The organism is Chryseobacterium sp. UYP7 (assembly GCF_056279225.1).
In genome coordinates this window covers 132,839-150,424 of sequence record NZ_JBWBQW010000006.1, presented here as the reverse complement: position 1 = coordinate 150,424, position 17,586 = coordinate 132,839, and the positions used below count along the sequence as shown (strand labels likewise).

Annotated in this window: 14 protein-coding genes; 5 read left to right on the top strand and 9 right to left on the bottom strand. The window is 36.3% G+C overall.

Translation table 11 applies throughout. The features are described 5' to 3' along the window. Positions 1 to 6: 6 nt before the first annotated feature. A complete protein-coding gene (locus tag ACZ9HT_RS13070; protein WP_476040933.1) occupies positions 7 to 3,261 on the top strand; it encodes a T9SS type A sorting domain-containing protein in 3,255 nt (1,084 codons plus the stop codon). 76 nt (positions 3,262 to 3,337) lie between these two features. On the opposite strand, the gene ACZ9HT_RS13065 is transcribed toward ACZ9HT_RS13070, so the two are convergent. From ACZ9HT_RS13065 to ACZ9HT_RS13055, 3 genes are all read right to left on the bottom strand, one after another. Beyond that, positions 3,338 to 4,930, bottom strand: a complete 1,593-nt coding sequence (locus ACZ9HT_RS13065) for a GMC family oxidoreductase N-terminal domain-containing protein (protein ID WP_476040932.1) — start codon at positions 4,928 to 4,930, stop codon at positions 3,338 to 3,340. 134 nt (positions 4,931 to 5,064) lie between these two features. After that, entirely contained in the window at positions 5,065 to 5,631 is a 567-nt protein-coding gene (locus tag ACZ9HT_RS13060; RefSeq protein WP_476040931.1) for a hypothetical protein, read from the bottom strand. 446 nt (positions 5,632 to 6,077) lie between these two features. Further along, a complete protein-coding gene (locus tag ACZ9HT_RS13055; RefSeq protein ID WP_476040930.1) occupies positions 6,078 to 7,283 on the bottom strand; it encodes an RsmB/NOP family class I SAM-dependent RNA methyltransferase in 1,206 nt (401 codons plus the stop codon). Between the two features lie 352 nt (positions 7,284 to 7,635). On the opposite strand from ACZ9HT_RS13055, the gene ACZ9HT_RS13050 reads away from it, so the two are divergent. After that, a complete protein-coding gene (locus ACZ9HT_RS13050) occupies positions 7,636 to 7,968 on the top strand; it encodes a zinc ribbon domain-containing protein YjdM (RefSeq protein ID WP_476040929.1) in 333 nt (110 codons plus the stop codon). Between the two features lie 216 nt (positions 7,969 to 8,184). Here ACZ9HT_RS13050 and ACZ9HT_RS13045 read toward each other — a convergent pair whose 3' ends face one another. Further along, complete coding sequence (locus ACZ9HT_RS13045) at positions 8,185 to 9,117, bottom strand: sulfate/molybdate ABC transporter ATP-binding protein (RefSeq protein ID WP_476040928.1); 933 nt, start codon at positions 9,115 to 9,117, stop codon at positions 8,185 to 8,187. 78 nt (positions 9,118 to 9,195) lie between these two features. On the opposite strand from ACZ9HT_RS13045, the gene ACZ9HT_RS13040 reads away from it, so the two are divergent. After that, complete coding sequence (locus ACZ9HT_RS13040) at positions 9,196 to 9,855, top strand: YceI family protein (protein ID WP_476040927.1); 660 nt, start codon at positions 9,196 to 9,198, stop codon at positions 9,853 to 9,855. 84 nt (positions 9,856 to 9,939) lie between these two features. Continuing rightward, positions 9,940 to 10,593: a hypothetical protein gene (locus ACZ9HT_RS13035; RefSeq protein ID WP_476040926.1), complete on the top strand. Its 654-nt coding sequence runs from the start codon at positions 9,940 to 9,942 to the stop codon at positions 10,591 to 10,593. A 30-nt stretch (positions 10,594 to 10,623) separates the two neighbouring features. On the opposite strand, the gene msrA is transcribed toward ACZ9HT_RS13035, so the two are convergent. After that, the gene (msrA, locus tag ACZ9HT_RS13030; RefSeq protein ID WP_476040925.1) at positions 10,624 to 11,307 is read right to left on the bottom strand and encodes a peptide-methionine (S)-S-oxide reductase MsrA; all 684 of its coding nucleotides are present in this window, start codon (positions 11,305 to 11,307) and stop codon (positions 10,624 to 10,626) included. Positions 11,308 to 11,595: 288 nt separating this feature from the next. Between msrA and alaS the strand changes: the two genes are divergently transcribed. Next, positions 11,596 to 14,253, top strand: coding sequence for an alanine--tRNA ligase (alaS, locus tag ACZ9HT_RS13025; protein WP_476040924.1), 2,658 nt, complete (start codon positions 11,596 to 11,598; stop codon positions 14,251 to 14,253). 81 nt (positions 14,254 to 14,334) lie between these two features. On the opposite strand, the gene ACZ9HT_RS13020 is transcribed toward alaS, so the two are convergent. From ACZ9HT_RS13020 to ACZ9HT_RS13005, 4 genes are all read right to left on the bottom strand, one after another. After that, positions 14,335 to 14,580 (bottom strand): hypothetical protein, encoded by a 246-nt coding sequence (locus ACZ9HT_RS13020; protein WP_476040923.1) that lies wholly within the window; start codon positions 14,578 to 14,580, stop codon positions 14,335 to 14,337. 87 nt (positions 14,581 to 14,667) lie between these two features. Beyond that, the gene (locus tag ACZ9HT_RS13015) at positions 14,668 to 15,162 is read right to left on the bottom strand and encodes a GNAT family N-acetyltransferase (RefSeq protein ID WP_476040922.1); all 495 of its coding nucleotides are present in this window, start codon (positions 15,160 to 15,162) and stop codon (positions 14,668 to 14,670) included. Positions 15,163 to 15,179: 17 nt separating this feature from the next. Next, on the bottom strand, positions 15,180 to 16,385 hold the full coding sequence (locus ACZ9HT_RS13010; protein ID WP_476040921.1) for a metallophosphoesterase: 1,206 nt from the start codon (positions 16,383 to 16,385) through the stop codon (positions 15,180 to 15,182). Between the two features lie 66 nt (positions 16,386 to 16,451). Continuing rightward, entirely contained in the window at positions 16,452 to 17,519 is a 1,068-nt protein-coding gene (locus tag ACZ9HT_RS13005; RefSeq protein ID WP_476040920.1) for a 3-oxoacyl-ACP synthase III family protein, read from the bottom strand. Between the last annotated feature and the right edge of the window lie 67 nt (positions 17,520 to 17,586).

Here is a 17,586-nt window from a genome sequence, read left to right as displayed (position 1 = left end):
TTATTTATGAAAAAACATTTACTAATTCTCAGTTTATTTTTATTCTCATCTTTAACATTTTCTCAAACCGCACCCTTAAATACGAGATTGCTTCAGGCAAATACGACCAAAGGAAGCGTCTTGTCTTTAGTGGAGATGACTCAAAATTTTGTGTATCACATTGGTACCACTAATTCATCTGAAGTGGGATTTGATGGTTTAAGTGCGACAACTATTGGATTAGACGATTTGTATATTGTGAAATCAAACGTTTCAGATGGTTCTAATGTTTGGTTCAAAACTTATAATGCAGGTGTTAAAGGAATCATCACTCCACGATCGGTTTCAACTGATGCAGCGGAAAATGTTTATGTTTTCGCCCAGTTCAAAGGAAGTGTTTCCGTGGGAAATCGCACGATTACAAGCGTGAATGTGAATGATGCGCTCCTAATGAAAATTGATAATAATGGAAATGCAATCTGGATCCAGTATTTTGAAAATGGCTATAATTCAATCACCAAAACGAAGACTGTTAGTGATGGAACTGATACTTTTATAATATTCAATAATAAATTGGCAAAACTTAATGCCGCAAATGGAGATCTAGTTTTCGAAAGATCCTATGGCTGCGAATTACAGAGTGTTGCATTGAGCAATTCAGATCTGTATTTATCCGGCGCTACAAATACTCTTGCTGTTCAAATAGGATCAGAATCTATCCCTGCAAAATCTGGTTTTATATTGAAAGGTGATACGGAAGCAATTTTTACAAAATCCAATAAAACCCTGGGAATTGGATTGGGATCAGTTATTAGTGATATCGCAGTGAATAGTGAGGGAAAAATTTTACTAGCGGGATTTAGCAATAACTCAGTTGATCTTCAAACTGAAAACAACGTTGTTACTTATACTTATAATCCAAATTCGTCTTTTGTATCCACTCGACTTTATTATTTTACCGCAAAAATCGACTCCAATTTTAATACGGCAGATTATTTCAGGACGTCGAGCGCTTTTGATGCGGATTTTCAAGGCGTATTAAGAGCAGATATTGTTTCAGCTAAAATAATTAAAAATTCCAGCGGACATCAATTGCTGCTTTTTATTAAAGATCGATATTCAGGAATCAGTAATTATACCAATGCAAATTCCTCTGTCACCACTTTAACGCCAAATACGGGTTTGACGAATCATAGTCTTTTATTAGATTTTGATAATAATGGAGATTATTCCGGAGCGCTTCAACCCTTGTATTATGGTTTTAAAATGAGTGCAAATACCACGAAATTTTCGCAGACTGCGGATAATGTTAGAATTTTTACTACTAACGTAAAAAATATTAATACTGGAAACGTACAGTGGTCCAAGCAAAAAACAAGTGCTATAGGTGGAAGTTTTTCCAAACAATTTGCTCAACATCTAAAATCTTCGCCCAATGAACTTTTTGTTACCGCTTTAGCAGAAGGAAAAGGCAATTTTTTTGGGACCCAGTTTAATGGTGTCGTTGGATCAAAAGCACGATATATTACGCGACTTGGAATTGATGGGTTACCGAATTGGGTTGCGAGTTTTCGGGGGGATTTAGGCTCAGATGAACTAACCGTTTCTGGAGCTTACATTCATGTAGATAAGGACGACAATTTTTTATTCTTGGCTACCATTTCTTCTCCCTCTTCCACCTTTACAGATGCAGCAGGAAGTGTAATTAATTTTGTAGGAAGTTATTATATCAACGAAAAAGTGCTTATTAAAATAGACAAGAACGGGAATTATTTGTGGAGCAAACAGTTTAAAGGAAATGATAAGCTTCGCGCCAATATCAAAACCGACGCAAATGGCAATGTTTATTTTATTTCGATTTTCGGAGGATTTTTTGTAGATACTCAAGAACTAACTGGAACTACTAATATTGTAAAGTTAGACAGCAATGGTAATTTTATCTACGGTAAAGGATATGCACTTTTTGACGCTTATTCATTGATACCAGTTTTTGATGCGCAAAATAATTTATATCTATTTTCTGAACCTTCAAATCCATCAGGTGAAAACTATGTTTTCGACGGAATCACGGTTCCAACCAATACCGATCATACCGATCACATCATGCTGAAATTCGACAATAGCGGAAATGTTATTTGGGGCAAAAATTTCTACGCAAATGCACCTAACTACAGTTATTCCTGGCCAAATGATGTCGTTTTTGATGGAACTGATTTTGTGATGATGGGAAATTATTACGCCAATAAGACCGGTGATTTTATGGGTCTCGATTTAATTACTGTTCCAAGAGTTTACCCAAATGTCACTTTTATGCCTTTTGTAGCAAAAGTTTCTACGGCTGGTTCAGTAATTTGGCAAAAACCTTTGCATGTTAGCTTCAGCACTTCCGGAAGTTATACCAATATCAATCTGGACGAAAATAAAAACATGTATATGTATTGGTATTCCAAAGACAAAGTGTCATTTGACGGTATGGAATATTCTTTCAATGCAGTTTCTGGGAATAAAATTCTTACGAAAATTGATACTTCCGGGAATTTAAAATATTTCAAAGCGGTTGATACTACACCTTACAGTACGATTAATGTAGATGTAATGAGCAATGACAAAGTAAATGTAAGTGGATTTACGGTGGAAAACCAATTTTTAAATTATCCCATTAATTATAACCGCGGAACCAGTTTCTATGTTGCAACTTTTGGTAATCTGGATTCCAATTATTTGACGCCTTCGAAAGATTATTTAGCGCTGAATAATATTGCAATGGAAAACAATGCAGACAATGCAAATACTTTTTCCTTCGATCTACTTAACAATGTAGACTGGAATGCCATTAGCGATCAGGCTTGGTTGAATCTATCATTCCTAAGTTTAACAGAAAAAAATAATTTCCAAAATTCTATTAATGGGAATGGTGATGCTAAAATCATTCTGGCTGCAAATACCAATAACACCGGCTTAAACAGAAGTGCAAGTGTAATAATTTCAGGAACGGGAGTTAGTTCAAAAACCATTATCATTACCCAAAATTTTGTGTTGGCAACAGGCGAAAATAAAACCATTGTTACAACGCTTTATCCAAATCCAACTTCTGATCTATTGAATATTGAGACGAAACAAATAATTTCTAAAATAGAAATTTATGATATGACTGGAAGATTGTTGAAATCTGCAAACGGGAATGACAAAAAGATCTCCGTTTCTCAATTAAACAAGGGAATGTATATCATCAAACTTTACACGGAAAATGGAGTAGTGAACTCTAAATTTATTAAGAATTAGAAACTTCTTCACGTTCTGAAAACAAAAACACTTCCGAAATGGAAGTGTTTTTTTATATCTAAAATTTTTTGAAAATTTACGCAAAATCCTTTTCAAGAATTTCCTCCATACAATATTCCGCAATCGCCGTGATCGTCACAAAAGGATTAACGCCAATTGTTCCCGGAATTAAAGATCCATCGATGACGTAAAAATTTTCATGACTATTTAATCTCCCAAAGTTATCCGTTGCTTTTCCCAAAACAATTCCACCCAGCGGATGATAACAAACATCGGCGCCAAAACCATTGTGAAAGAGTAAGTGAGCGCGAGTACCGCCATTGGCTTTATTCATGGTTCGAAGGAAATATTTCGCATTGTCTTTCATATGCGCAGTATGCGACTGATCCCAGTTTAAATTTAATTTCTCAGTATTCAAATCGTAATCGACGTGACCATACTTTTTTAGTTTATTCACCATCAAATATAAAGAAGTCGCCACATTCATTCCCATTGGTAAAGGTGCGATCTCCACAAAAAAGGGTTTATCCTTATCGTCCCAATGATCAATTCCGCCGACTGGAATGGTAGATTGTTGAAATCCAGTTCCGCCAGAAAAAGCTTTAACCCAGTTTCTGCCCGTCATAAAGTTTCCGTTATTTCCCCATTCTTTACCAATATTCTCGTCCATTGGCAGTTGGTTCATTGCTTTTGACTTTAGTAATAATTCCAAAGAACCCATGGTTCCGGCAGAAAGGATTAATTTTTTAGTGTTGATGATCTTATGCTGAATTTCCTCCCCTTTTGTATTAATGACCGAAATATCGATAGAATACGTTTTATCAGGATTTTGCGTGATATGATTTACCTTATGAAGCTCCAGGATTTCTAATTTCCCAGTGGCAGAGGCTTTCTTCAAATAGGTTTTATCCAGAGAGTTTTTGCCATAATTATTTCCGTAAATCACTTCTCCGGCCAAAGCGGAACGTGGAACTTCTTCTTTATATTCCTTTTCCATGTATTTGAAATCATACACATTTGGAACGCGCACGGTTTCGAAACCTGCTTTTTTCGCCTCTTCTTCGCCAACTCGGTTGAATTTATAGAAATCACAATCTGCAAGAAATTCTTCTGAAGCAACATTAGATTTCAGTTCTTTATTGGCTAAAGGAAAGTAATGCGAGTAGAATTTTTCTATATCTAAATTCGGAAAAATCTCTTTGAAATATTCCTTCTTCGGTGTGACAGCCATTCCACCATTTACGAGAGAACCACCGCCAACTCCGCGTCCGAGCCAAATTTTAATATGTTCAAAATCTAAACGATCAAGCGCGCCTGTAAATCTTTCTAAACTAAAAAGATTGAAGAAAGGGGCGATTGTTTTTGTTTTCAGCCACGCTGCGGAATGTCCCGGATGAATCATTGTAGAAAATTTTTCTCCCGATTTTTCCCAGTCCAAGCCCATTTCCAAAAGCGTCACGGGAATATTTTTTTCACACAATCGTAAGGCTGCAACTGAACCTCCATAACCGGAGCCGATGATCACGACCTCTTTCTCAATGACTTCAAAAGGTTTAGGAGCTTTTTGTTCCAAAGAAGTTGGAGACTTTCCTAAAAAACTGCCTGTTCCTAGAAAGAAAAGGGCAGCAATTCCCAAACTGCTGGTTTGAATAAATTCTTTACGATTCATGCGAGTTCCTAAACAATAACTGTACTACAAATCCAATTAGATACGCAATTGATGTGTGTTGCATCTGAGTTTATTATAGTAATTACTAGTCTGTGTTAAAAATATTAACGCACGTTATATTGAAAATGATTTCTTTATTCAACACTGAAAAATTGGGTGATAAAAAAGATCTCAAATAAAATAAAAAATAGAACGAGATAGAGATGAAAAGTTTTACTGTTAATCCTAATGGCGAGCAGAGAAAGAACGATATGGGAAATATTTCTAAGGTAATAAATCGGTTGCGCGCTTAAATAGTAAGCCTTTCCCTTCAAGCTCGTGTCCACAAGATCTGCCAGAAAACAAAGTGCTAAAATAGCGAAGAACCAGTTTTTTCTGGAATAAAAATAATTCTCGTAAGTGCTGTAATCTTTTAAATCGTCGGGGTAAAGAACCGCGCAAAGCAGGTAGAAGAGTAAAATATAGAAGATGAGAAAAATATATTCCGCAAAATTCCATTGCGTGATCAACCGTAAATTAATCTCCCACCACCAGAAATGCACGATCAAAAGAAATACAAAAATTACCCAGAGAAAGTGGATCAAATAAAACTTTTTTCTTCCCGGATGTTGTATAAAAATAACCGAACCTTTGATGAGGTGCGTTAATCCTAAGCCAAGAATAATTCCGAAAATGGATTTTACGTGATCAAATTCTGCCATGTGAAAAGGATTTAAAGTTTGATTCTAAGGAAACAATATTAAAATAAATATCCGAAAAATTATTCAGAAAAGATCAATCAGAAATTATTTTCCATTTCTAATCTTTAAGTCTTAAATTGATGATAAAATTTGAGGAAAAATTAAATTATTATTAATGCGTTTCGGAGGAACGCCATCTCTCTAGAAAAGATAGAATACACAAACAAAAGCGTTCCGGAGGAACGTTATCTTTCTATAAATTTCTGGAAAAAAAACCGCTTTTTATTTTAGCCACGATCGCAACGACATCCTTTTTTGAGAAGGAACGATGAAAAAAAGACCTGCCTGTCGGCAGACAGGTATAGTGAAGAGCGGGTGGGATTTTCGGAAAATGCGAAAATCTTTTTGCTCCTAAAAAAAAGCCACTTCAATTAATGAAATGGCTTATTGTATTTGTAAAATAAATTTTATGCTTTTCTTTCGATCAAAGCCATGTAAAAACCGTCGAAACCTTCGCTCGGCATTATCTTTTCTTCTTTGATCAAAGAATAATTTTCGTTGTTCTTTAAGAAAATTTCTACCTGTTCGTTGTTTTCACTCGGTAAAATGGAACATGTCGCATAGATCATTTTGCCGCCTTTTTTTAAGATCTTCGAATAATCCTGTAGAATTTTTTCCTGCTCTCTTTTGATACGGTCGATAAAATCCTGATCGATTTTCCATTTAGAATCCGGGTTTCTTTTCAAAACTCCCAAACCTGAACACGGCGAATCGATGAGCAAACGATCTGCAGTTTCGTGCAATCTTTTGATGACTTTATTGTCGTCGATCATGCGCGTTTCAATGTTGTGCGCTCCGGCTCTTTTTGCGCGGCGTTTTAGTTCCGCAAGTTTCCATTCGTAAATATCGAGGGCGATGATCTGACCTTTATTTTTCATTAAGGCTGCGAGGTGCAAAGTTTTTCCACCAGCTCCGGCGCAAACATCAACGACTCTCATGCCTTCTTTCACGTCGAGTAATTCACCGATTTTCTGGGAAGAAGCATCCTGAACTTCGAACAAACCATCTTTAAACGCAGTCGTAATAAAGACATTTTTCTTCATCTCCAACTGTACGGCGTCCGGATAATTCTTGATCTGAAAACTTTCAACTCCTTCCACTTTCAAGTCAGAGATCAACTCTCTTGGAGTCGTTTTCAAAGTATTTACACGCAAAACGGTCGGTGCCTGTTCGTTCAGTGCGATCATTTCTTTCTCCCAGCTTGGTCCGAGTTCTTTCTCCAAAGTTTCAGCCAACCATTCCGGTATTGAATATTCGACTGATTTTGTAGGAACGGTATTCTTCTTTAATTTATTAATGATATCGGCGGTTTTAACACCGTCGAATTCTTCAAATTTTTTGTAATGCGTTTTCGTCCAAAGACAGTAAGCCAGGATCAGTTTATAAATATTGTGCGGTTTTACGCCTTCGCCCATGTAATACTCGAGTCGTTTTTTCCAGCGAATAATGTCGTAAAAAATCTGCGCAACCACTTTTCGGTCTTCGCTGCCCCATTGTTTGTGGCCTTTCAAGAGCCTTTCGATCACTTTGTCTGCGTATTTTCTTTCTTCGAAAAATGTTTCCTGTAAAGCGTCGTGAATTCCTATGAGTAAGTTTCTGTGTATGAGTTCCATTTCGGATAGTTTAAAAGTTCAATTTATCCTCGAATCTTCGGGATTAAATTTTTGCAAAAATAAGGTTTTTAAACCGAATAATTTTATGCGGTTTTTGGGCGCCTTTTTTCCAGCTTCTCTCTTCAATATTGACGAGACTTTTTTCTCCACTGCGATGCAAAAAAAGAGGTCTCTCGTCCCAATAGGCGAGAGGGCGCAGATTCTGTTTGATAAATATTTTTATAAAATCAACAGAGGTCCTTGTGTTTTCGAAAATTTAAACGCGCATTATCTGACCTTTTCATTACTCCAAATGATAAAATCGCAACTTGTACTCTCCTAATTTTAATAATATCTTTACAAAAATTAAATTATGAGCGATACAATAGTTTGTCCGAAATGTGAGTCAGAATTTACCTACGAACAGGATGGTAAAATGGTTTGTTCCCAATGTTTCAACGAATGGACACCGGGAGAAACTTCAGACGAAGACAAAATTTTAGATGCGCACGGACACGAATTACAAAATGGGGATACCGTAGTTTTAATAAAAGATCTACCCGTAAAAGGAGCGCCAAAGCCTTTAAAATCTGGAACGAAAGTAAAAAATATCAGATTACGTCCCGATTCTGATCATAATATCGATTGTAAAATTGATGGATTTGGCTCAATGGCTTTGAAATCTGAATTTGTGAAAAAGGCATAGTTTAAAAACAAATGGCACGAATGAATTTCACAAATAATACCACTCAAATTATTGCTATTAGTGAGAAAATTGGTGAGATTTGTATTTAAGAAAAATGAAAAATTTCCCTAATTTAAAATATCAAAGCAAAGAACGATCTGTTCAATAATAAAGAGATAGGATTAAAGTCAAGGCTTAATTTGCAATTACCGATTTGAGACTTGACTTTTCTTTATCCTAAAAATTAATTTTAACAGGAGCAACGATTTTCTCGGGCGTGTACAAGATCAGGATTTTATCATTCAAGGAAACTTTGTTCCAGTAGTAACTTCCGGCAAAACGGCTTTCTAAAAGCTGCACCTCTTTGCCGTTTTCATCAATTTCTATTTCGTGTGGATACCAAAGATTTTTCGACAAATTCAGCGATAGTCTTTCTTCATCCGAAAAAGCATTCACTTCCCCGAAAAGTTCCGCAACATATTGATTGTATGGATTGTTGTACGTTTCTTCCGCGTTATCATTTTGTATCAATCTTCCCTCCTGCAAAACAATGATCTGATCCAGCCAGGGCATTACTTCCTGAATTTCGTGCGTTGAGATGATCAGAGAAATGTTTTTTTCCCGAACGTATTTAAAAAGTCTTTCACGAAGTTCAATTTTCCGGGAAAAATCGATATTGCTGAACGGTTCATCGAGTAGGAGCAACTTCGGCATTACTGAAAGCGCTCTGGCGATCGATACGCGTTGCTGTTGGCCGCCACTCAGATATTTGGGTAAGATCAAAGCGTAATCTTCTAATCCGACAACGGTCAAAAGTTCTTCGACACGTGCTTTTTTCTCGTCCAGATTAATATTAGAAATAAATTTCCCCACATTATCAGCAACGGTGGAATAGGGCATTAGATCATAATTTTGAGCCACGAGTTTCATTTCACTTTCACCCGGAACTAGATTTTTTTTCGGACCTAAAATAGGAGTTCCATCAAATATAATGTCACCTTTTTCCCATTCGAGTAAACCATAGATCAAATTCAGTAAAGTAGATTTTCCACAACCACTTTCTCCTGCCAAAGCAATGATTTTTCCTTCCTCCACCTTGAGGTTAAAATTTCGAAAAAGCGTTTTATCCGCAGAATGAGAAAAAAATAAATGGTTAATTTCTAAAAGCATAATGCAAAAGTAATATTTTTGGGTGTAATAGGAATATTTTTATTATTTTAGCAACATAATTTAAAAATTAGTTTTTTGATGAAAAAAGTATTTAGAATGTCAGTTTTTACTGCAGTAATTGCATCAGTTTTCTTAATTTCTTGTGGCAAAGACAAACCCTTAACCAGCGAAAGCAACGAAAACACTACGGTGAAAGAAGGTAATGTTTATGAACTCGATACCCTTAACAGCAGGATCGAATGGAAAGGTTTTAAAGTTGTGAAATCAGATAACACCAGCCATTTCGGTACGATACAGTTTGAAAGCGGCGATGTTACGGTAAAAGACGGCAAGCTCGAAAGCGGAAAATTTGTAGCAGACATGAATACTTTAACTTCTGTAGATTTAAAAGATGATGCAGAGCAACTCAATAAGTTAAACGGACATTTGAAAAGTGGTGATTTTTTCGAAACTGAAAAATTCCCTACCGCTTCTTATGAAATTACAAAGGTTTCTGCAAATACTGCCGGTGACTACAATACCTTACTCGATGGTAATTTGACCATGAAAGGAATTACGAAACCCGTTCAGTTTAATGCAAATGTATCGGTGAAAGATGGCGAAGTGAGTATTGCAACAGAACCGAAAGATGTAAAGAGAGAAGAATTTGGCGTTAAATTCCAACTTCCTCTTGCAAACGGCGTTATTAAAGATGAAGTAAACCTTCAGATCTTGATAAAAGCCCTGGAAAAGAAATAAATTTTTATTTATTTAAGTGTTATAAATGATATGAATCCGTCTCTTTTTAAGGGACGGATTTTTTGTTTAGATTTAACCTTACAAATGAAAAACCGACTCACCAAAAAATATTATGTTCCGGGATTGATAAGCGCAATTTTAATTCCGCTTGTTTTTTGGTATTATGGAAATCGAAAATTGCAAGAACCTTTGCCGAACGTCATGGATTTGGGATTGCCTGCGAAGTACGATCCGAATATTCCATTAAATAAACAAATTACTTTAGAAGCCTATAGAGATTGGAATTATAAGAAAATAGAAGTTGTTGCTAATACCGCAAAAGAAAATTCAAAATTTTATATTTCAGAAATAAGAAATCTGCAAGAACGGAACGAAAAAAATACTGGAATTGAATTTATTCTTGATGATGAAAATTCTTATGATGATTTTGTTGCAATTCTGAATGATCTGGCAATTGCCAATCATGACATATATGGTTTAGATTTAGATAAAACCGGTCATATTTTTGCTTTAGTAAATTATAAAGATCCTAATAAGAAAATAGAACCAGACTATCTTCGCAATGATGTTGTTTTGATGAGTCATGGCTCATTTATATCTGGCGAAAAGCAAAGCCCGAAGACCTTTGAAACGATAAAAAAATTTCTACAAAACCTACCAGAAAACACATACTACATCATCTTGGGATTTCTATTTTTCTTAAATATTTCAATGCTCAACATCAAAAAATTTCTATAAAAAAAGGTTGCCTTTCGACAACCTTTCATTTTATGATTTCCCTTTCGGAAGTGGATTTGCATTTTTAGCTTCCTCAAAAACCGAAAGTGGAATGTGACAATAGCCACCTGGATTTTTCACTAAGTAATCCTGGTGATAATCTTCAGCTTTGTAGAAATTTTTCAAAGGAATCGTTTCTACAACAACTGGCTTATCGTAATTTTTCGCCAATTTCGCTACCTCCGTTTTTACTACTGCTTCTGCAGCTGGATCGGTAGTATAAATTCCGCTTCGGTAATTATCTCCCATATCATTTCCCTGTCTGTCGATCGTTGTTGGATCGATCGATTTAAAGAAAAGATTGATCAATAAAGGCAGATCAACTTCATCAGCGTCGTACCTTACTTTTACCGCTTCTGTAAAACCTGTGGTATGACTGATCACCTGTTCGTAACTAGGGTTTTTAATTTTTCCGTTGGCGTATCCAACTTCAGTACCAACAACGCCTCTCACGAGCTGAAACAGATGTTCGGTTCCCCAAAAGCATCCGCCTGCAAAGTAAATTTCTTTTACATTTTTTCCTTCCATTTCAGTTTCATTTTGTTTTTTTTCTCCGGTAACCTGTACTTTAGCTTTGGTGCAGGAAAAGCTGGTTGCTGCAAAAATGCCAACTCCAAAGATAAACGCCAAGAGTGTTAAAATACTTTTCATTTTTTTCTTGTTATTTTTATTCATTAATTTATTTTTTGTTATTTCCCTACTTGCAAATATCAGGCAGAATTTAAAATTATTTGTAAGTAATTTTCTATCGCCGTCATTTCGGTTTGTAAGAAGATTAAGTCAACTATGAGATATACGATAAAGGTCTGCCGAAGGTTTGTTATTGATATATTTTTCTCCTTTAAAACTTTAAATATTTTTTTGGAGAATTGTATTGATCAATATTTCACAATCATTTCAAAATCATTAAATTTGCCAACTTATAAATAAGCCAAAAGCGGTTCATAAAAGCAAACAGAAACCATGACATCACAACAAATAAGACAGCAGTTTTTAGATTTCTTTAAGGAAAAAGGACATCTCATCGTTCCTTCCGCACCAATCGTGTTGAAAGATGATCCAACTTTGATGTTCTCCAACTCCGGAATGACGCAGTTCAAGGATTATTTTTTAGGCTATAAAGAACCGAGATCTCCGCGAATTGCAGATACGCAAAAATGTTTGAGAGTTTCCGGGAAGCATAATGATCTGGATGATGTTGGTCGTGATACTTATCATCACACGATGTTCGAAATGTTGGGAAACTGGTCTTTTGGTGACTATTTTAAAAAAGAAGCCATTGATTACGCGTGGGAATTGTTGACAGAAGTCTATAAAATTCCGAAAGAAAATTTGTACGTTACTATTTTTGAAGGCGATGCTTCCGAAAATTTAGATCGCGATACTGATGCTTATAATTTCTGGAAAGCTCATATTTCTGAAGATCGAATTATCAACGGAAATAAAAAAGATAATTTTTGGGAAATGGGCGAAAGCGGACCTTGCGGACCTTGCTCAGAAATTCATATCGATATTAGAACTGCGGAAGAAAAAGCCAAAGTTTCTGGTTTAGAATTGGTGAATAATGACCATCCACAAGTCGTTGAAGTCTGGAATCTGGTTTTCATGGAATTCAACAGAAAAGCAGACGGAAGTTTAGAAAAATTACCTGCGCGTCATGTTGATACCGGAATGGGCTTCGAGCGTTTGTGTATGGCTTTACAAGGTAAAACGTCCAATTATGATACCGATGTTTTTACGCCTTTAATTGCTAAAGTGGAAGAACTTTCAGGGAAAAAATATACGGGGATTTTAGAAGACGAAAAAGACATTGCAATCCGTGTTTTAGTCGATCATATTCGTGCCGTTTCGTTTGCAATTGCCGATGGACAGTTGCCTTCAAATGGAGGCGCAGGTTATGTGATCCGCAGAATTTTGAGAAGAGCAATTTCGTATTCTTACCGTTTCTTAGGAATTAAAGAACCTTTTCTTTTTGAACTGGTTGCGGTTTTAAGAAATGAAATGGGTGACTTTTTTCCGGAATTGGTTAAACAAGAAAAACTGGTTACAGAAGTCATAAAAGAAGAAGAAACTTCTTTCCTTAAAACGATTGAACACGGTTTGAAAAGAATCGACTTGATCATTAACGAAACCATTTCCAAAAACGAAAAAACACTTCCGGGAGCGGCGGTTTTTGAATTGTACGATACTTACGGTTTTCCCGCAGATTTATCTCGAATTATCGCTGAAGAAAAGCAGTTGACCGTTGATGAAAAAGGTTTTGACGAAGAAATGGAAAAGCAAAAACAGCGTTCCAAAAAATCATCCGCCCAGAAAGTTTACGACTGGGTTGTTCTCGAAGAAAAAGCAGAATCTTTCGTGGGTTACGACCAGACCGAAACTGAAACCTACATTACAAGATACCGAAAGGTTGAAAATAAAGATGGCGAATTTTATCAGATCGTTCTTTCAAAATCTCCTTTCTATCCGGAAGGCGGTGGACAAATCGGTGATAAGGGAATTTTAATTCCAAGTTACGCGGAAGGTTTTGATATTTCTAAACCAAGCATTTCTGATATTAAAGATTGCACGGAAATCATCGAGGTTTTAGAAACCAGAAAAGAAAATAATCTCATCGTATCTTTGATTAAAGACTTACCGAAAGATGCAGGTGCTGTATTTTATGCAAAGGTAAACGAGTCGGAAAGAAGAAATTCCCAGGCTAATCATTCAGTTACGCATTTGCTGCATGAAGCTTTGCGTGAAGTCTTAGGAACGCATGTTGAACAAAAAGGATCATTTGTAAGTCCGGACTATTTGCGTTTTGATTTCTCTCATTTTTCTAAAATTAATGAGGAGGATCTGAAATTGGTAGAAGATAAAGTCAATTCAAAAATAAAAGAAAATATTGCACTTCAGGAATTCAGAGATATTCCAATGACTGAAGCAATTGAAAAAGGAGCGATGGCTCTTTTTGGAGAAAAATATGGTGATAAAGTCCGAATGATCCAATTTGGTTCTTCGAAAGAGTTGTGTGGCGGAACGCACGTGAAATCTACGGGAGAAATCGGTCACTTCAAAATTCAGAATGAAAGTTCAACCGCTGCAGGAATTCGTCGTATTGAAGCGATATCCGGCGATCAATCTTCTGCATACTTCAATAATTTGGAAAGTCAGATGAAAGAAATTTCAGCTTTATTAAAATCAAAAGATCTTGCAAAATCTGTTCAGAAACTGATGGATGAAAATATTGCTTTGAAATCTGACCTAGAATCCTTTAAAAAAGAAAAAGCAAAAGGTGAGACTGCCAACTGGAAAAATGATTTCATCGATGAGTCCGGTAAAAAATTGTTGGTCAAAAAAGTTTCGATGGACGCGGGAAGTGTAAAAGATATCGTCTTTCAATTAAAAAAAGAAACGCCCAATTCTGTAATCGTTATTATTTCTGATGCTGACGAAAAACCAATGATCACGGTAGGAGTTTCTGCAGATCTGGAAGCCCAATACCACGCTGGAAATATCGTAAAAGATCTGGCAAAAGAAATCCAGGGCGGCGGCGGCGGAAATCCTGGTTTTGCCACTGCGGGTGGGAAAAATTTAGCAGGAATCGAAAATGCTTATCAGAAGGCACTCGCTCTTTAGAACGTAAGAAACCACTTTTCGATTTAGGACAAAAAAAACCTGGGAAATTTTCCCAGGTTTTTTATATGTGTTTGCAGAAAATTAAGCTTTATTCCCGCTACCTCTTGCAACAAGGGCGATAATAACGATTAAAACAAGAGCTCCAATAACCCAAACCAGAGGATTGCTCATCCAGCCTGCACCCATTGCGTCACCACCTTTATTTACATCGACATCGACTTTAAGGTCGGCAGCTTTTTCCTGGCCTTTTACCAAAACAATTGCGAGGTTTGCCATTAATGCTAATGTTAAAAACTTAATTTTCGAAAGTAGATTTGTGCGTGTCATAATTTAATTTTTTTAGTTATAAATTAAAGTAACCTAAAATCGTACCAAAAGATTTTTTTATGGAGTGAACCCCTAAATTTAGAAGGCTTACAGAACAAATTCCATTAAATAATCATCCATTACGAATCCATTCCCGATATCAAAAACGCCTTCAGCATAAACTTTAAACCCTTGAGATTCATAGAATTTTTTGGCATTATTATCTTTATTAACATTTAAGATGATCCTCGTATCTAAGTTTTCTGATACCTTTTCTTTTAAAAATTCTATTGCCTTTTTACCCAGATTCTTGCCGATACTTTCCGGCAAAAGATAAACGCGGTGGAGTTTTGTTGTATGTGCTTCGTAATGGTATTCAAAACCTATAAAACCAACTGCAAGTTCATCATTTAAAATTAAATAAAAGACATAATCAGGAGTTTGCATTTGACCGGAAATAATAGCTGTAGAGTACATCTCCGACAACATATAATCGATCTGTTCGCGAGAAAGGATCTTTGAGTAAGCTGTATTCCAGGATTTTTCTGCAAGTTCGCGGATCAAAGGAATATGTTTTTCAGTAGCTTTTTGATAGGAAGTCATCACTTTTCGTAATAAAATTAACTCAGTTCAATAAGGGTGATTTCGGGCTCAATACCAACTCTTCCGGGATAACCAATAACGCCGAAACCACGGTTCACATAGAGGCTCTTGCCCTGACTTTCGTATAGATCTGCCCATTTTTTATAACGGTACTGAACGGGAGACCAGCGAACATTCTTCAGATCGATGCCAAACTGCATTCCGTGGGTATGTCCGGAAAGCGTGAGCTGAACGTTGGATGGATGAGTTTTTACGATGGCATCAAAATGCGTTGGATCGTGACTCATTAATATTTTTGCTGCTTCGGGTGGCACTCCAGCCGATGCTTTATTCAAATCACCGAACTGCGGAAAAGGTTTCTCGCCCCAGTTTTCAACGCCCAGAATATAAAGTTTTTCGCCGTTTTTTTCGATGATGCGATGCTCATTTCGTAACATTTCAAAACCAGCCTCCTTTTGTAAAGCGATCAAATTTGGAATGTTCTGGGCTTTTTCCGCCGGCGAATTCCATTCTGCATAATCGCCGTAATCGTGGTTACCAAGGATTGAAAGTTTTCCGTCTTTTGATTTAATAGTCGAGAACAAAGGAACGAATGGCTTAAATTCATTTGCGAAATTATTCACCATATCGCCGGTGAACAAAACGAGATCTGCATTTTGTTCGTTAATAAGATCAATGGCTTTCTGTAATTTTTCGGGATGAAAAAAACTTCCGCTGTGTACATCCGAGATCTGTATGATCTTATAACCTTTGAAACTGTTGGGTAAGCCGGCAATCTTAAGTTTCACTTTTCGTACGCGGTGTCGGTATTTACCGAAAATAATACCATCAATAATTAAGGTGGAAAAAACCGCAGCAATTCCCCATCCTAATAAGCTGATGAATTTTCTTCTTCCGGGATAAGTTGGTTCAGGTTGTGTGAACATGCCAAAAAGATAATTGAACAATCTTCCGATATCTTCCAAAACAAGAAAAAATATAACGAATAATTTAGGGAGAAGAAATATTAAAAGAATTGATGCTACAATCTGAACGCGATGATGATCACGATCTGTTCTTTTAAAATTGAGCAATTCGTAAATAAATAACGTGTAGCCGGCAATCGTAATAACCCAATAAGCGATCCGCACCCAATTGTTAGAGGTAATGGTTTTCAGCGCCTGGTAAACATAGAATTCGAGAATGAACAGAATTCCCGTAAGAATTAAAAAAGTTTTCTGCATGATTTGGATTTCAACAAAAAAGCACAAAATTTGATTTGTGCTTTTTCGATTTTTTAAATACGTTGATTACGGAAATTTATAAACGATCGCGTTAATATTCATTCCTGCTCCAACGGAAGCAAAGACAATATTGCCTTTATCTTTAAAAGAATGGCCATTTAATTTTCCTTTCAAAATTAGATCAAACATCGTCGGGATCGTTGCCACAGAAGAATTACCAAGATCCTGAATCGTCATTGGCGCAACATCGTGATCGTAATCGGTTTTACCGTATAATTTGTGAAGGCGGGAGATCATGGCGTAATCCATTTTCGCATTCGCCTGATGAATAAGAACTTTATCGATATCATCTAAGGTTAAACCCGCTTTGTCGATGGTTTCTTTAATGGCGTCCGGAACATGCTTCAATGCATATTCGTAGATTTTTCTGCCGTGCATTCTTATATAGAGTGGTCGTCGATCTTCATCTGGTTTTAGAGAAGGCGAGTTTTCCAGATAATTTAATTCCAGTCCGTTATCACAAATGGTGGAATCCGCAATAATTCCTACGGTTTCGTCGTCTGTCGCTTTTACAACAACAGCTCCTGCGCCATCGGCAAAGATCATTTTGTTACGGTCGAATTTATCAACAACTCTGCTTAGCGTTTCTGAGCCTATCACTAAAATAAGTTTTCCTTTTTTAGCTTTGATGAGGGTATCTGCCAAAATCATCGCTTCAACCCAGCCCGGACAACCGAAGATCATGTCGTAATTAACACATCTTCTGTTTTTGATTCCTAATTTATTCTTAACTCTTGCAGACATCGAAGGCATGAAATTCGTCATTCCATCCTTGTTCACATCGCCAAAATTACTTGCGTAAATAATATAATCTAAGTCCTCCTGATCGATTTTTGCATCGGCGATCGCCTCTGTTGCCGCACGGAAACCAAGATCTGAATTAAATTCATCGTCTTCAAGATAACGGCGGTTTTCAATTTCGGTAATTTCTACAAACTTTTGAATGATCTCGTCATTAGGCTTATCAATTTTTTCGCCTTCATCGGTATAAAAAACATCATCTTTGAAATGTTCTCTCCCGATAACTTTGGTTGGAAGATAACTTCCTGAACCTATAATGATAGTGTTGGCCATATTTTAACTTGAAAATTTAGGGCAAAGTTAAGAATTAAAATTGTACCAGCTTAAAACAAAATTATTA

Coding starts and splice junctions, on each gene's coding strand:
- ACZ9HT_RS13070 (WP_476040933.1), top strand. CDS start 7: ATGAAAAAACATTTACTAATTCTCAGTTTATTTTTATTCTCATCTTTA.
- ACZ9HT_RS13015 (WP_476040922.1), bottom strand. CDS start 15,162: ATGACTTCCTATCAAAAAGCTACTGAAAAACATATTCCTTTGATCCGC.
- ACZ9HT_RS13040 (WP_476040927.1), top strand. CDS start 9,196: ATGAAAAAAGTATTTAGAATGTCAGTTTTTACTGCAGTAATTGCATCA.
- ACZ9HT_RS13050 (WP_476040929.1), top strand. CDS start 7,636: ATGAGCGATACAATAGTTTGTCCGAAATGTGAGTCAGAATTTACCTAC.
- ACZ9HT_RS13060 (WP_476040931.1), bottom strand. CDS start 5,631: ATGGCAGAATTTGATCACGTAAAATCCATTTTCGGAATTATTCTTGGC.
- ACZ9HT_RS13035 (WP_476040926.1), top strand. CDS start 9,940: ATGAAAAACCGACTCACCAAAAAATATTATGTTCCGGGATTGATAAGC.
- ACZ9HT_RS13020 (WP_476040923.1), bottom strand. CDS start 14,580: ATGACACGCACAAATCTACTTTCGAAAATTAAGTTTTTAACATTAGCA.
- msrA (WP_476040925.1), bottom strand. CDS start 11,307: ATGAATAAAAATAACAAGAAAAAAATGAAAAGTATTTTAACACTCTTG.
- ACZ9HT_RS13055 (WP_476040930.1), bottom strand. CDS start 7,283: ATGGAACTCATACACAGAAACTTACTCATAGGAATTCACGACGCTTTA.
- ACZ9HT_RS13010 (WP_476040921.1), bottom strand. CDS start 16,385: ATGCAGAAAACTTTTTTAATTCTTACGGGAATTCTGTTCATTCTCGAA.
- ACZ9HT_RS13045 (WP_476040928.1), bottom strand. CDS start 9,117: ATGCTTTTAGAAATTAACCATTTATTTTTTTCTCATTCTGCGGATAAA.
- ACZ9HT_RS13065 (WP_476040932.1), bottom strand. CDS start 4,930: ATGAATCGTAAAGAATTTATTCAAACCAGCAGTTTGGGAATTGCTGCC.
- ACZ9HT_RS13005 (WP_476040920.1), bottom strand. CDS start 17,519: ATGGCCAACACTATCATTATAGGTTCAGGAAGTTATCTTCCAACCAAA.
- alaS (WP_476040924.1), top strand. CDS start 11,596: ATGACATCACAACAAATAAGACAGCAGTTTTTAGATTTCTTTAAGGAA.